This is a genomic window from Pseudomonas sp. LBUM1673 (assembly GCF_059695645.1).
Window position 1 is genome coordinate 5,026,225 of record NZ_CP166780.1, and the last position, 13,957, is coordinate 5,040,181.

Annotated in this window: 16 protein-coding genes; 7 read left to right on the plus strand and 9 right to left on the minus strand. The window is 52.5% G+C overall.

Features of this window, described 5'->3' with window-relative positions; all coding sequences use genetic code 11:
• Positions 1–8: 8 nt before the first annotated feature.
• The gene (acs, locus tag ACA044_RS23115; RefSeq protein ID WP_497443432.1) at positions 9–1,964 is read right to left on the minus strand and encodes an acetate--CoA ligase; all 1,956 of its coding nucleotides are present in this window, start codon (positions 1,962–1,964) and stop codon (positions 9–11) included.
• 560 nt (positions 1,965–2,524) lie between these two features.
• Between acs and ACA044_RS23120 the strand changes: the two genes are divergently transcribed.
• Together ACA044_RS23120 and ACA044_RS23125 are read left to right on the plus strand one after the other, a co-directional pair.
• Positions 2,525–2,788: a DUF2790 domain-containing protein gene (locus tag ACA044_RS23120; RefSeq protein ID WP_497443433.1), complete on the plus strand. Its 264-nt coding sequence runs from the start codon at positions 2,525–2,527 to the stop codon at positions 2,786–2,788.
• A gap of 186 nt (positions 2,789–2,974) precedes the next feature.
• Positions 2,975–3,328, plus strand: a complete 354-nt coding sequence (locus ACA044_RS23125) for a hypothetical protein (RefSeq protein ID WP_497443434.1) — start codon at positions 2,975–2,977, stop codon at positions 3,326–3,328.
• A 64-nt stretch (positions 3,329–3,392) separates the two neighbouring features.
• On the opposite strand, the gene ACA044_RS23130 is transcribed toward ACA044_RS23125, so the two are convergent.
• Positions 3,393–3,821 carry a hypothetical protein gene (locus ACA044_RS23130; RefSeq protein WP_497443435.1) on the minus strand — a complete coding sequence of 143 codons (429 nt, stop codon included), beginning with the start codon at positions 3,819–3,821 and terminating at the stop codon, positions 3,393–3,395.
• 164 nt (positions 3,822–3,985) lie between these two features.
• On the opposite strand from ACA044_RS23130, the gene ACA044_RS23135 reads away from it, so the two are divergent.
• The 5 genes from ACA044_RS23135 (at position 3,986) to ACA044_RS23155 (ending at position 9,160) form a co-directional block, all read left to right on the plus strand.
• Positions 3,986–5,236 (plus strand): ribonucleotide-diphosphate reductase subunit beta, encoded by a 1,251-nt coding sequence (locus tag ACA044_RS23135; RefSeq protein WP_007934889.1) that lies wholly within the window; start codon positions 3,986–3,988, stop codon positions 5,234–5,236.
• A gap of 599 nt (positions 5,237–5,835) precedes the next feature.
• Positions 5,836–6,042: a hypothetical protein gene (locus ACA044_RS23140; protein WP_497443436.1), complete on the plus strand. Its 207-nt coding sequence runs from the start codon at positions 5,836–5,838 to the stop codon at positions 6,040–6,042.
• Positions 6,043–6,118: 76 nt separating this feature from the next.
• Positions 6,119–7,606, plus strand: coding sequence for a hypothetical protein (locus tag ACA044_RS23145; RefSeq protein WP_497443437.1), 1,488 nt, complete (start codon positions 6,119–6,121; stop codon positions 7,604–7,606).
• 13 nt (positions 7,607–7,619) lie between these two features.
• On the plus strand, positions 7,620–8,594 hold the full coding sequence (locus ACA044_RS23150) for a hypothetical protein (protein ID WP_497443438.1): 975 nt from the start codon (positions 7,620–7,622) through the stop codon (positions 8,592–8,594).
• A complete protein-coding gene (locus tag ACA044_RS23155; protein ID WP_497443439.1) occupies positions 8,591–9,160 on the plus strand; it encodes a peroxiredoxin in 570 nt (189 codons plus the stop codon). Before ACA044_RS23150 ends, ACA044_RS23155 begins: the two co-directional genes overlap by 4 nt.
• Positions 9,161–9,334: 174 nt before the next feature.
• On the opposite strand, the gene ACA044_RS23160 is transcribed toward ACA044_RS23155, so the two are convergent.
• From ACA044_RS23160 to ACA044_RS23190, 7 genes are all read right to left on the minus strand, one after another.
• Entirely contained in the window at positions 9,335–9,601 is a 267-nt protein-coding gene (locus ACA044_RS23160) for a T6SS immunity protein Tdi1 domain-containing protein (RefSeq protein ID WP_497443440.1), read from the minus strand.
• Positions 9,579–9,947, minus strand: a complete 369-nt coding sequence (locus tag ACA044_RS23165; RefSeq protein WP_497443441.1) for a GAD-like domain-containing protein — start codon at positions 9,945–9,947, stop codon at positions 9,579–9,581. Before ACA044_RS23165 ends, ACA044_RS23160 begins: the two co-directional genes overlap by 23 nt.
• Before the next feature lie 184 nt (positions 9,948–10,131).
• Positions 10,132–10,551 carry an SMI1/KNR4 family protein gene (locus ACA044_RS23170; protein ID WP_497443442.1) on the minus strand — a complete coding sequence of 140 codons (420 nt, stop codon included), beginning with the start codon at positions 10,549–10,551 and terminating at the stop codon, positions 10,132–10,134.
• A 98-nt stretch (positions 10,552–10,649) separates the two neighbouring features.
• Positions 10,650–11,246, minus strand: a complete 597-nt coding sequence (locus ACA044_RS23175) for an imm11 family protein (RefSeq protein ID WP_497443443.1) — start codon at positions 11,244–11,246, stop codon at positions 10,650–10,652.
• A 19-nt stretch (positions 11,247–11,265) separates the two neighbouring features.
• Positions 11,266–11,886, minus strand: a complete 621-nt coding sequence (locus ACA044_RS23180) for a hypothetical protein (protein WP_497443444.1) — start codon at positions 11,884–11,886, stop codon at positions 11,266–11,268.
• A gap of 107 nt (positions 11,887–11,993) precedes the next feature.
• On the minus strand, positions 11,994–12,890 hold the full coding sequence (locus ACA044_RS23185) for a PoNe immunity protein domain-containing protein (protein ID WP_497443445.1): 897 nt from the start codon (positions 12,888–12,890) through the stop codon (positions 11,994–11,996).
• Positions 12,891–13,060: 170 nt separating this feature from the next.
• Positions 13,061–13,930 (minus strand): hypothetical protein, encoded by an 870-nt coding sequence (locus tag ACA044_RS23190; RefSeq protein ID WP_497443446.1) that lies wholly within the window; start codon positions 13,928–13,930, stop codon positions 13,061–13,063.
• Positions 13,931–13,957 lie beyond the last annotated feature (27 nt).

Consider the following 13,957-nt stretch of genomic DNA (forward strand, 5'->3'; position numbering starts at 1 on the left):
AACGCGGTTTAAGCGACGTTCATGGTCTTATGCGTATCAATCAAATGCTGCACCACACCCGGATCGGCCAGGGTGGAGATATCACCCAACCCATCGTATTCCGCCGTGGCAATCTTGCGCAGAATGCGGCGCATGATTTTGCCCGAACGGGTTTTCGGCAGGCCCGGCGCCCACTGAATCACATCCGGCGAAGCAATCGGGCCGATCTCTTTACGCACCCAGTTCTTCAGCTCCAGGCGCAGTTGCTCGTTCGGCTCTTCGCCAGCGATCAGGGTGACGTAGACATAGATGCCCTGCCCCTTGATGTCGTGCGGCACACCGACCACCGCCGCTTCGGCGACTTTCGGGTGAGCGACCATCGCGCTTTCGATCTCGGCAGTACCCATGCGGTGCCCGGAAACGTTAAGCACGTCATCCACGCGACCGGTGATCCAGTAGTAACCGTCTGCGTCACGACGCGCACCATCACCGGTGAAATACATGCCACGGAACGTCTTGAAGTAGGTATCGACGAAACGGTCATGGTCGCCGTACAGCGTACGCGCCTGGCCTGGCCACGAATCGAGAATCACCAGGTTGCCCTCGGCAACGCCTTCGAGGATGTTGCCCAGGTTGTCCACCAGTGCCGGCACAACGCCGAAGAACGGACGTGCCGCTGAACCTGGCTTGAGGCCGTGAGCGCCCGGCAACGGGCTCATCATGTTGCCGCCGGTTTCGGTCTGCCACCAGGTGTCGACGATCGGGCAACGGGATTGGCCGACGTTCTTGTAGTACCAGTCCCACGCTTCCGGGTTGATCGGCTCACCGACCGACCCCAACAGACGCAAGCTGCTGCCATCAGCGCCTTCAACAGCGGCTTTGCCCGACGCCATCATCGCGCGAATCGCGGTTGGCGCGGTGTAGAGGATGTTGACCTTGTGCTTGTCGACGATCTTCGCCACCCGGGTGATGTCCGGATAGTTCGGCACGCCTTCGAACAGCACCGTGGTCGCGCCATTGGCCAGCGGGCCGTAGACGATATACGTGTGGCCGGTGACCCAGCCGACGTCGGCGGTGCACCAGTAGATTTCGCCCGGACGGTAGTCGAACACGCGCTCGTGGGTCATCGCCGCATACAGCAGGTAACCGCCAGTGGTGTGCTGCACGCCCTTCGGCTTGCCGGTGGAGCCGGAGGTATAAAGGATGAACAGTGCTTCTTCGGCGCCCATCTCTTTCGGCGCGCACACACTGCCCGCCACTTTCATCAGGTCTTCGTACCAGATGTCGCGATGCTGGTTCCACTTGATGTTGCCGCCGGTGCGCTTGCACACGATGACTTTCTGAATGCTGCTGGTTTCCGGATTGGTCAGCGCGTCGTCGACGTTGGTCTTGAGCGGGATCTTCTTGCCGGCTCGAATGCCTTCGTCGGCGGTGATCACCACTTTGGATTTGCAGTCGATGATACGGCCAGCCAAAGCTTCCGGCGAGAAACCACCGAACACCACCGAGTGAATCGCACCGATCCGGGTGCAGGCCAGCATGGCGACCACGGCTTCGGGGATCATCGGCATATAGATCGTCACCACGTCACCGCGATGCACATCCTGGCCGCGCAAGGCGTTGGCGAACTTGCAGACTTGTTCGTGCAGCTCGCGGTAGGTGATGTTGCGACTTTCGGCAGGGTCATCCCCTTCCCAAATAATCGCGATTTGATCGCCGCGCTCGGCCAGATGACGGTCGAGGCAGTTGTAGGAAACGTTCAGCGTGCCGTCGGCAAACCATTTGATGTCGACATGGTGATCGTCGAAGGAGGTCTGCTTCACCGTGGTGAAAGGCTTGATCCAGTCGAGGCGCTTGGCTTGTTCGCGCCAGAAGCCATCCGGGTTGACGACCGATTGCTGATACATGGCCTTGTAGGTGGCCTCGTCAGTCAGCGTGTTGGCTGCTACCTCGGGACGAACGGGATACAAAGAAGCCGCACTCATCTTTCTTACCTCGGTGGAATAGTTGTTTTTGTATGGCCCAGTTGTAGCCGGGCGGGGCCTATAGAACCATTCGACGATGGTAGTAACAAGCCCCTACAAATTATCGTGGATACCCCGAAACCCCACTTCCACGCCTCTTCCAGACAATTCCGGCACCCTGCCATAACGCGACATGTAGCAGCTGGCGAAGCCTGCGTTCGGCTGCGCAGCAGTCGTAAATTCAGCAAATGCGGTATGTCTGGCAAATCGCGTATACCGAATTGCGACTGCTGCGCAGCCGAACGCAGGCTTCGCCAGCTGCTACAGATCGTGCGTCGCAGTAAATTAAGTGCCGTAGCTTTTCGGGGATTGTTACCAAATCTGCCAAAGGTGTTTATCAAAAGCACGGCTATATGCACGCCCCCCCTCAGGCCTAAAATCAGCCTCGCCAACAAGGCAACGTGATTAGCCCAGTTGCAGCCCCCACGAAGGCAGTTAATCCAAGACTCTTTATTAAAGCTCCACACGCCATCCCAAAAAGATTGCGCGATCCCATTCGACCTCAGAAAGGTAAATTTGAAATGAAAGCTTTATTGGTTCTGGCCCTCAGCAGTCTGTGCGCAACCGCCATGGCGGATGAGGCCCCGACTGATGTCGCACAAAAACAACCCGCCATTGAGGAATACACCTACTCCACCCACCTGGACATCGCCAAAGTTGTATCGATGAGCGAAATCCCGAATGTCTGCGAAGTGGTTCCGGCCAAAATGGAATACGACGACTCCAAAGGTCAGCGGCACATTCTGCGCTACAGCGTCATGGGTAACGGCTGCTCTAACGGCTGATCCGCCCACCTCTATCTACCAAAGCTCGACCCATCCGCCCGCATTAAAAGCAGATGAGCCCAGGGCGTTAATATCGATAAATACGATTATTTAAAGCATTTATTTGCGCTTTTTAATCAAAATATCTGGCGTAGTATGAATTCCACACCCAAGGCACAAAACGCCAACAAACCTGGAGCCACTACCATGAAAACCAAACTGATCCTCGCCCTGACCCTTTCCGTCCTGGCCGCTAACACCTTCGCCGCCGATGGCTACGACCGCACTGGCTCGCCTGCTTTCACAAATGAAGCGGCTGTCGCTTCTGACGGTTATGACCACACAGGTGCTGCCTCTTTCGCTGCTGACGGCTTTGATCGCACTGATGCCGCCAAAGTCGCTGCCGATGGCTTCGATCGTACTGATGCCGCCAAAGTCGCTGCCGATGGCTTCGATCGTACTGATGCCGCCAAAGTCGCTGCCGATGGCTTCGATCGTACTGATGCCGCCAAAGTCGCTGCCGATGGTTCTGACCATGTAGGCGCAGCTCGTTTCAGCTAATGGCTGAACGCGACATTAGAGCCCGACTTCGGTCGGGCTTAGTTGTGTCTGAAGTGGTTGAAAATCAACCAAAACCACAACATGTAGTGAAAAACGCCATTTTTTGGTTGTTTTTTGAGCAGCGAATTTCAAGCACATTTTCAGCCAAAAACTGCACACAATCTCGCCCACAAAATCCCCTCTCCTCCCCTGAAAGCCCCGTCCCATCCGGTTTGGGACACATCAGCAGACCGTAACGACGCGAGCACCCTGACCTCACCGTCAAAAACCAGCCGAAACCGGCGAAAAAAAAACTTCCTCCGCCAAAGCCCTGTAAACCCTCGCTCCAACCTGAAAACGCCCCTCGCCGACCGCTCCGGGTGCCATTTCGCCGCACCACGGGGCTGAAAATTTCCTTATAATGCGGACTTAAACGGGCCTGCAATATTCCCTTACAGGGGTGAAAAGCCAGTCTGAAGCCCACGCAGAAACAGCTCACGTTCTCTGCGCCCATCAGTGGCTTCGGAACACCCGTACAAAATTCTGTTTATTGCCTGCGTTGTACTACGGCAAAAAACGATTTCCTTTAGATCCAACGCGGCCAGAAACGGCCGTGTGAAAAACCAACCTATCAGTTTTCACACGGGCAACTGGCCCTCACGCAGGAGACGACACGTCATGCTGAGCTGGGACGAATTCGACAAAGAAGATGACGGCGAAGTCGCTGTAAAAGGCGCCAACGCCGGCCACGCTTCTGAAGCCAACATGGACCGCCTCGACAGCGCCGGTGGTGCCGCCGCTCAAGAAGCCCGCGCCGTGACCGCGACCGACTCCGCCGCGATCGCCCGCGCCAAGGCTGCCCTGGATTCCCTCGACGTCGCCGAAGGCCTCGCCGAACTGGAAGGCGCCTCGGCCCGTGTTGCTGTCGATGAAAAGCGCATGATCAACTGCCGCGCCGACCTCAACCAGCTCGTCCCATTCAAATACGACTGGGCCTGGCAGAAGTACCTGGACGGCTGCGCAAACCACTGGATGCCGCAAGAAGTCAACATGACCGCCGACATCGCCCTCTGGAAAAACCCGGAAGGCCTGACCGACGACGAGCGCCGCATCGTGATGCGCAACCTCGGCTTCTTCTCCACCGCCGACTCCCTGGTTGCCAACAACCTGGTCCTGGCCGTGTACCGCCTGATCACCAACCCGGAATGCCGCCAGTACATCCTGCGCCAGGCCTTCGAAGAGGCGATCCACACCCACGCCTACCAGTACTGCATCGAATCGCTGGCCATGGATGAAGGCGAGATCTTCAACATGTACCACGAGATCCCATCGGTCGCGAAAAAAGCCACCTGGGGCCTGAAATACACCCGTTCGATCTCCGATCCGAAGTTCGAAACCGGCACCGTCGAAACCGACAAAGAGCTGCTGCGCAACCTGATCGCTTACTACTGCGTTCTGGAAGGCATCTTCTTCTACTGCGGCTTCACCCAGATCCTCTCCATGGGCCGCCGCAACAAAATGACCGGCGTCGCCGAGCAGTTCCAGTACATCCTGCGCGACGAATCCATGCACCTGAACTTCGGCATCGACGTGATCAACCAGATCAAAATCGAAAACCCGCACTTGTGGGATGCCGAGATGAAGGAAGAGGCTTCGCAGATGATTCTGCAGGGCACTCAGCTGGAGATCGAATACGCGCGGGACACCATGCCTCGCGGCGTGTTGGGCATGAATGCGGCGATGATGGAGGACTACCTCAAGTTCATCGCCAACCGTCGCCTGTCGCAGATCGGTCTGAAAGAAGAATACCCAGGGACGACCAACCCGTTCCCTTGGATGAGCGAGATTATGGACTTGAAGAAAGAGAAGAATTTCTTTGAGACGAGAGTTATTGAGTATCAGACTGGTGGGGCATTGAGCTGGGATTGATGCCCGGAGCTAGCCACGATTTGCCGGTCACGAGCTGAATCGGAAAAATCGCAAAAACCAAAAAGCCCTGACTTGTTCAGGGCTTTTTAGTTTGGGAAAAGAACGCACGCCCCTCGCAGCAGTTGCCGAAGGCTACGTCCGAGGGCGAAGCCCTCGCAAAACCAAACCCCTCCCGCAATCGCTAGAATCGCGAAAACCTATTCGATGAACTCTTGAAGAGCCCGATCAAAATCCGCTGACATGCGAATCTGCCCTTTAAGCTGCCCGGGCTTACACCGTGCGTAATCGCATCCATCTGACCACCTGTTTGCATCGCCACTGACCACTCAATTGCGTTCGTGCTGCCCACCGCTTGCCTCCGACTCGACCATACACGCCACGACCGGAAGAGAACGGACAGATACCGCCGTTGGTCAGGAGGGGCTCATGATCATCAGGCACGAATGGAAAATCCATGAAACAGAACTATCGTTTTTCATTACATCATATGGATACGCTCCTTTCAGGCGCGCACTCATGATTGATGCCAAGGCGCTCAAGGAGCAGAGCCATCCCTGTGCGCATATTATTTCCAATGACCTGCTAGAAGGAACAAAGTCATGTCAGGAAAATACAATGCGGAAAATACGGAAACAGAACTTCAGATCCTCTCGAAACAATCGGATACTCCCGTAATCCTGAAAGGCAATCTGACATCTCTGCACGACAATCCGGAAAGAATCCATCAGCTACTGGATATCCTGGAGCTACCGAAAGGAACTGAAGTTCGAGTCATAACCAAGGCAGCATCAGTCATCGTGCGCTAACCCAAGTGTCCTTGCACAAGTGCTTGTAACTTGTGCAAGGGAGTGCAGCGAACAAGAAGCCAAAGGGTTAAAGGTCATGCATAGCAAGGAAGCCATCGGCATTATCAGCGAACGCTTAAAAGATAACGTCTCTGTGGTGTTCTCGAACGACAAGGCAACGATTGCCTATGCACTGTGGGAAGTGGAGCTTCCTGTAAGCTGGGTGAACGCTCAACCCGTGATAAACGATCTGCTTAATCGGCGTATATCTCGTGCCCAGGCACTGGAGAGTCCGATGGCCAATCCGCTGGTAAACCTGCTCAGCGCACAGGGCTGTTTCACATCGATTGAAAAAACGCATTACTCTCTTAAAGAAATAAAAGCGCTGTTTGATCCGCTCCGTTCCGAATGGTACGCGACCTATTATGCCCATCTCGCCTGGGAACAAATAAGAACCGGAAAGTCCAATCGCAATGTATTATTGGCCTGGTTAATACACAACTATCACATCTCGCGCGCCGCTGGCATTGTAGCGGCCCGAATGGCGGCCTTGGGGAAAGACAAAATCTCGACTCAATTCTTTCAACAGGATGCACTGGAAGAATATTGGCACTGCGATGCGTTCTACTCTCTGGATACGCCCTTACTGCAAGGCGTAAGTCTGGCCGATGTGAAATCCTATGTGCCCCTGCCTGGTTCGCTGGCATTTGAAGAGCACTGCCTGCAAGTCGCAGAAACCGATCCTTTAGGACATTTATTGATCGCCTATTTTCAAGAGTCGAGCATCGCTTTCGCCAGCGCCAGCAACGATTTCTATCAAGTCGTAGAGGATCAATACGACATCAAAGGTTTATTCAATACCTGGAAACAACATATCCAGATAGACGTCAACCATGGTCATGCCGAGGGGCTTGGTCAATTATTGGACTCCGCTGCCGAAGTGGAAGCAGCTGTATTGGAGCGCGCATTGCGCAATGCCTGGCTCGGCTACTATTTTCTGTGTTGTAGCCTGGACGACATTCAGCAGGAGCAGCACGGCGATGAAATATACCTCCGGCTACCGGTTGAACAGAATGCAGCAGGCAATCTCCCTGACTTGTGGGAAGCGCTGGTCAGCCATCTCGACACGGAAAAGTTTCCCCAGACTGCCCGCTTGCGCGATGCCGATCAGGCTTTTCTAGTCGACGGATTATGCAAGAGTGCTTTTCGGGCGCTCGGCTTTGCTCGCGACCACGATCAGATCATCGCCTGCGGAGGAGCTGCTAAAGCTTTCTCCCGACATGACAAGCCAAACGAATCCGACGATCCGCTCAATCCATGGTCGGTGGCCATCACCAACCACTTGCTGGAAGCCGCCAACTGCCCCGCCACTTGGTTGATGCTGACTAGCCTGCTAGGTGAACGACTCACCCGGTTCAAGTTGACTGCCACAGTGAGAACCTGCATCGAGCAGGCACTCCGCGGCTGCGTAGTGAACAGCTCAAGCTGCCGTTTACCATTAACAGCGCTGCGCCAGCTGGACGAACTGATAGTGCGCTGGCTTGGCAGCCGTGATCTGATGCCGCACAGGTTGTTACAGATATAGGACGGGGTCAGCGATGTCGCACTTCTCGCTCTGTGGGCAGTACCGCGTACAAAGCCGGCGTGACTATGCCACATCGGCGCTGGAGGGTGAGTGGTATGGCGGCCCGGGTTTGCTGGGCAATACAGGTGTCAATGAGGCGTTACGGGCCCATCCGTTCTGGACCGGACAGGTACAAGTGGCGTTGCGGCCTGCGCTGATCAGTCAACGTTGCGGCAAGTTCGCCTCCGAGCCGGACATTCTCTACAAGCATGACTTGTTCATCCCCGCCCCCGGCAGCGACGCCATGCTGGAAAATATTGTCGATGTGCTCAAGTCGTGGCAGAACTGGATCCAGAGAAAAAAATTTGTCCAGACGCTGCTCTGTGCTGAAGACTATCAGCACGCCATGGGGCATTTAAGCGACTTGCAAACGACCATCGCCAATGAATATATGGTGCATGAGGCCGGGCACTTCATCGCCTATGATGTTTTTACCAAGCAGAACGATGGTTATTTCGCACCAGGCGGAAAAGCTGTGTGGCCGCTTATCTATCTTGAAGAATTCCGCGCGGATTTGAATGCTTTCGGATTTGCGGTAAAACTGCTACCGCCTGAACAGGCTGTACAAATCTTCCTGTATAACCTGCTACTTCGCTTTGGCGTTCATCGCCAGGGCATATTGACCCTGCACAATGCACCTTACGGCCTGATACCTTATCTTTTGTTCTGTTTACTGCACGAGCTTGGCTTTGTTGCAGTTATTAAAGTGTACGGGCGTTATTGTTTTAAGTTGAGCAGCCTTCATACAACAACCCTCATCGGCCTAATGCAAGACTGTGCCCATCATGCGAAAGTACAATTGAACGCGGTGGAAATGGCCACCACCAGTTCATGGGAGCGGGCTCTCGCCGCGGCGAGTTACGTTCGGAATCGATTGGAACAAAATGAACAGACCAGGCAATTCGCATTGGTAATGAACCAGCCTGCAGCAGGCAAGGAACAACCATGACTGACCAACAACCTAATCCCTATATGCTTCCTCCTGACTTGCCTGTCCCGCAGGATGACGGTGCTTGTGATCATCTACCGAGAATACGGTTGCCGGAAATCGAATTGACGTCCACAGAGGGCAAACTCTGGAATCTGGCTAAACAGGCCGGGAAAGCCATAGTCTATATCTATCCGGCCACCGGTGTGCCTGGCAAAGACCCCATGCCAGACTGGGATGCTATTCCAGGAGCACCGGGTTGCACCCTGCAGTCACTGGGCTTTGGCGAGCGTTACGAGCAGTTTAAGAAGATGGGGTATCAGGTATTCGGTGTCAGCGGGCAGAGTGCGGCCGAACAGATCGAGTTCAAGCAACGAACAAAGCTACCCATCATACTCTTGAACGATTCAAACTTTATTCTGCGAGACAAACTTGGCCTGCCCACATTCCAAGCCTACGGCCAATTGTTTTATAAGCGTTTGGCTCTGATATTGGAAGACGGGAAAATCAGGCAGGTGTTTTACCCAGTATTTCCACCGGATCAATGCGCGGCCAAAGTATTGGCATGGCTGGAGAGCAACGAATAGGCCTGCCCGTAGGCTGTGTAAAAAAGAGGGCAATACGTCAATTTCGTACAACTGAGCCGTCAGCAGCCCTGGTGCCGGTACGGATGTGAAAGAAAAGGGGACAGATTTATTTACGAAGCCAGCAAACCAAATAAATCTATCCCTTTGCGCCAGCTCCCCGTTTACCGTGTTCGCTCAGGACCGCATCTGTCGAAGGATCGTTAAATGAACGTCTAGATTGCACTTAACTAAATGATCTAGCGAAGCCGTCCCTCCAACGAACAACGCCGGCTCAAAGCCATAGAGCTCACTTTCGTCAAGGGCACCCAATTTTTCCAGCGCTCGCTCAAATAAAAACTCACCCTGATTATCTTCCAAATCATAACGCTCCTTATCAGACATAGCGAAAAATGTCTGAATGGCAAGATCCGGATTTTTATTAGGTGTTTTCAACTTGTTCATCAACGCGACGATAGAGCCCGTCGGACACGAAACAACAATTTTCTGATTGTATTTTCCCCCAAGCATAAAGAGTTCCAAACGCACTCCTTGCGATAACGTGGTAATTATCTATCTGCGGAAATTCAGTGCCCGAGAGCCACATGTCGAGCAGGTGCTTGTAGTCATCTGGGTTCACTGTCCAGAAAAGCCCGTTGGCATACTCACACCACCCTTCGTGCTGCCAGTAGTCAAGCAGCACATCAGGTAGCACCCCACGATATTTCGCAATCTGGGAGTCTGGCGCTTGCCGATGAGATGTCGCCTCCCCCATTACACTGATGAAATACTCGAAATCCTTGTCTCTCACCGTATGGCTTCCTCTGGTGGCAAAGTCCAATGCTGTGGCCAACGTTGTCGCCAATCAGCACACAACTGCTCTCCCCGTTACCCCCCTAGAAGAGCATTCCGGTTACGCCTGCACGCTCCAGACGATGCTTCACTTCTTCACTAACAATTAATACCCCCTTTTCCTTAGAAAATTTTTATACAAACTACTCGCCGTCTATCCACGCACGCTTGATCCAGCTAGCGAGACTTGGCCAAGTTTCACTAGAACTTCCATCATGCGACCAGTAACTGACAGAGCCATCCTCAAGAAGACAATAGTAGTTTCCATTATCCTCGCAAATAGGAAGCCACGATTCAGGAACACCCTGCTCTCGCGCTTCATTGACAGCCTTTAAAAGCTCCCTTGGGCTATCTCTATTTATCGTTAGTCGAAGCGCGTCCTTGCCATTAAAAACACTATCACCTACCTCTTTTAAAAAAAATTTGTAATCATCCGAAAACGAAATACCTACCTCACCCTCATAATCGCCAACCAAAGCGTCGTCAGGAAGTTTCTGGACAACTGGAAGACGCATGCGAACGCTTCTTAACTCGGCAACAGCATCACCAATATTAATATTCACAACCCTCCCCAAAATTAAAAGCTATAAACTCAAGAGAAAAGTGGGAAGTTTTATTTATGAACCTAGCAAAACAAATGAACCCTTCCTCTTTTCACTAACTAGCACACAACTTCGCCCTCGCCATTTACACCCTCGAATAGCATCCCTGTGAGACCCGCTCGCTCCAGACGAAGCTTTACGTCCTCGCTAACTATCAATGCCCCTAAGTGCTTCTTGATACGAAAAATGTGTTTTCCCTGAACCTTGGCAGGATCGATCACGAGGTTCAGAAAAACCCTATAGTCACCAGCTCTATCAGGCCGTACGGGATCATTAACCTCATATATCTCGAAATCGGAGCGTGATTCATTTACACAATCCAATTGGGTCTCGACAATCATTACATAGTAACTTTCTTGAGCTTGCTCCCCCGCAACCGTCACAGGCTCAAGCACGACATTCATATAAGGCTCATCAACGTCGGGAACTCCAACCAATGCATCCCAGGCTTTCTTGCTCAAAATCGGCACGGAGGCATATCCAGCTAAGGAAAAGTCCAGATTCACGCCCTCTTCAAGAACCTCTAGAGCGTAGGTACATGGCTCCATATACTCAGCAGGAGGATCGATAAAGAGCCAGTTATTGCAGTGTTTTATATCACCCAAATACCAGCACTCAGGAAACCATACACCTTCACGTAACAAGTAATATTTCATCCCGGCTTCCTGCCCTGCTTTAGTTGGCAACTAAAAAACCATCCTCGGTGAGAGCACATCTCCCTCCAGCTCGCCAGAACCTAAAATACATTTCCAAGTTCATATCAAACATAAACAACGGCTGCCCAATGTACCAAGCAAGATAATAATCCGCAGCCAATCCATAAAACGCCTCAAACAGCGCATAAATTTGCTCGGTGTCAGAAACCCTGCTCCCCCTGATTGCATCCCCGAGTGCATCAAACAACCAATAATGAGGAATATCTTGTTGAAGCCAGCGGTCCATGTCTTGATTATCAACAAAAAGCACTCGGGCATTTTGGCAAATTTTGAGAACGTCGGAATCACCAAGCACACCACATACTCTTTCTTGCTCCTTAAACCACTCCCGGCCTAGCTGAATCAGTTCATTTTCCCCAACTTTACATTTTGGCAAGAGATATAGAGACTTCTCCATATCTCCAGAGGCAAGAACGCGCTCAGCCCTAACAACCAACTCTTCCGAAAACGGAAAATAGCTGAATATACGCCGAATTTCCTCTGAACTACTGTGCGCCTTCAACAATCCCAAAAAATGAGATTTATCGAACACTGCCTTGCCTTCACAGAAGGCACACCAGTCCGACAATAAAGACTTCATGCTTACCTCCCGAAAAGGGGGACAGATTTATTTACGAAGCTAGCAAACTAAATAAATCTGTCCCCCTTTTGCTCATCTTGCTTTCGCCCCTCGAGCGCCTCCGAAAGCTATCGACGACCCCACAACCTTGCCCAAAACCCGACCTTATTCTGTACAGCCACCGTTGCAGGCGGCTCAGCCTCATGCCTCACCGGGTGCGTACTCGGGCCGTTAGGCCTCAATAAATCCCCCGGATAATGCTCAAGCCCCAAGCACTGCGAATCATCCATCACGAAAGCTTTGACTGCCGCCACGGCTTCCACGCACCAGCGGCCAAAATACGCGCCGCCCTCAAAGTTCGCATCGCCGTAGATGTACCAATAAGGATGTTTATAACTGACTGCCTGAGGGTCAGAGCCGGATTTCGCGCCTGTACGCACTTCTTTGTACCAGTGCTGAACGAAGGCATTCAGCAGCGATACTTGCGAATCCGCCGGAGCATCCACCGCCGCCAGCAATCGACCATAGGGTTTTGGGTAAAGAAGCACAGAACCTGCTTTGCGCTCGGGGCTGCGACTCGCGATCACCCGGTCAAGCAGCACGTCCTCACCTTCGTTGCCGATCAACACTAACAACCGCTTCCATTGATCATCCGGAATCTCCAACGCTAACCCCAATCCGACCAGCCAAAAGCAAATGATGTAATGGTCGTAGTTAACGCGCCAGCTATGGCGGGTGACTTGCTGCTCCTGAGTCCAGACCGTCGCACCAAGGCGTTCGGCCCTTTCCCAGGCATTGAGCAACCCAGGAAAATAACACGGCAGGTCGGCTACTGGACACCCGGCAGAATACCGACGCAGCATCTGGTGCCAGTGTTTCTTTGCGAGGATAAAAAGAAACTGAGGGGCATAATCCGGATCGCCCGCTGCTTTATTGGCAGTTTCAAACGCCTCACCAATGTATTCATCGCCATATTCGACCCATTCCGACCAGTAGCGGGAGTCCCCCAGCGGTGCCCGAATCATTTACTGCCCCTCCAATAATTTAAATATTGAAACCGGTTCAGCCACAAGCTTCCCACTTTTTCCAGAACACCTACAGAAAAGGGGACTACAGAAAAGGCAGAAAAGGGGACAGATTTATTTACGAAGCCAGCAAACTAAATAAATCTGTCCCCTTTTGCTTGACCCATTTTCTACCGCCCAAAGAAATTCTCGTAGGCAGTCTCCACACGGACAGCAACTTGATCAGAAATGATGACTAAGTTCTCTAGCGCAGCTGTTTCAGCGGATAACAAAGCACTCGAAACGGTAGGTGAAGTCAGACCTAGCTGCTGTCGAACCTGAAAAATTGCGCGAACTTCTAAGGGCAACAAATCGAAAGGCGCATATTTGAATTCAGGGTCCCACGCCCCGCCGTTATCTTCCGAGTGGGCTAAATGATATTGACACAGATCTTCCAGAGCCTGAGCAAGCCCTTGCTCATTAGTCCACTCATCTATCACTTTTTGGTAAATACCCAGATTCATTGTCTTAATCTCTGGAAGCAAATCTCCTTCCGAATAGACTGAATAAAGCCAGAGCATAAAAGGTTCGAATCGACGCTGTTTAAGATAGCCAGAATCGACGGCGCCGCTGACGGTTAGCATCCCGGCAAGCACATCGGCTACGGACGAAGCTACATCTCGACGATCAAGCACGATGAATCCGGCCAGCAAGCATCCAGCAATGCTCAACTGGTTAGTCAAATTGGGTACAGTTTTGATGCCTTGAAGAAAACTCGTTTTGGAGAAAGCCTTTGCTTTGAGCATAAGCGCCCAATAACGGTACATCATCGAACGAGAGACATGCTCCCAGCCAGAGGCATCTCGGTCACTGATAGCAACCTCGCCCTGAATACCGTAATAGGTAGCCAGCATCCCCAACGAATCAGCCACGGCGTCCAATCCGCCTAATGAGTCGCTGGCAAGATCCTCATCAATATAGTCAAGCTCTTGAGCCATCATGCCCTTTGACTGGGAAAGCCAACGTCGGTGCTGCTCAAGTATGCTGTTAATTTTTTTCATTTTAGTACGTCCCCATGTATCCCAAAA

Bases quoted from the DNA above. Each gene is read 5' to 3' on its own strand.
- ACA044_RS23120 (WP_497443433.1), top strand. From the start codon at position 2,525: ATGAAAGCTTTATTGGTTCTGGCCCTCAGCAGTCTGTGCGCAACCGCC.
- acs (WP_497443432.1), bottom strand. From the start codon at position 1,964: ATGAGTGCGGCTTCTTTGTATCCCGTTCGTCCCGAGGTAGCAGCCAAC.
- ACA044_RS23155 (WP_497443439.1), top strand. From the start codon at position 8,591: ATGACTGACCAACAACCTAATCCCTATATGCTTCCTCCTGACTTGCCT.
- ACA044_RS23145 (WP_497443437.1), top strand. From the start codon at position 6,119: ATGCATAGCAAGGAAGCCATCGGCATTATCAGCGAACGCTTAAAAGAT.
- ACA044_RS23150 (WP_497443438.1), top strand. From the start codon at position 7,620: ATGTCGCACTTCTCGCTCTGTGGGCAGTACCGCGTACAAAGCCGGCGT.
- ACA044_RS23140 (WP_497443436.1), top strand. From the start codon at position 5,836: ATGTCAGGAAAATACAATGCGGAAAATACGGAAACAGAACTTCAGATC.
- ACA044_RS23130 (WP_497443435.1), bottom strand. From the start codon at position 3,821: ATGGGCGCAGAGAACGTGAGCTGTTTCTGCGTGGGCTTCAGACTGGCT.
- ACA044_RS23175 (WP_497443443.1), bottom strand. From the start codon at position 11,246: ATGAAATATTACTTGTTACGTGAAGGTGTATGGTTTCCTGAGTGCTGG.
- ACA044_RS23135 (WP_007934889.1), top strand. From the start codon at position 3,986: ATGCTGAGCTGGGACGAATTCGACAAAGAAGATGACGGCGAAGTCGCT.
- ACA044_RS23125 (WP_497443434.1), top strand. From the start codon at position 2,975: ATGAAAACCAAACTGATCCTCGCCCTGACCCTTTCCGTCCTGGCCGCT.
- ACA044_RS23185 (WP_497443445.1), bottom strand. From the start codon at position 12,890: ATGATTCGGGCACCGCTGGGGGACTCCCGCTACTGGTCGGAATGGGTC.
- ACA044_RS23160 (WP_497443440.1), bottom strand. From the start codon at position 9,601: ATGAACAAGTTGAAAACACCTAATAAAAATCCGGATCTTGCCATTCAG.
- ACA044_RS23190 (WP_497443446.1), bottom strand. From the start codon at position 13,930: ATGAAAAAAATTAACAGCATACTTGAGCAGCACCGACGTTGGCTTTCC.
- ACA044_RS23180 (WP_497443444.1), bottom strand. From the start codon at position 11,886: ATGAAGTCTTTATTGTCGGACTGGTGTGCCTTCTGTGAAGGCAAGGCA.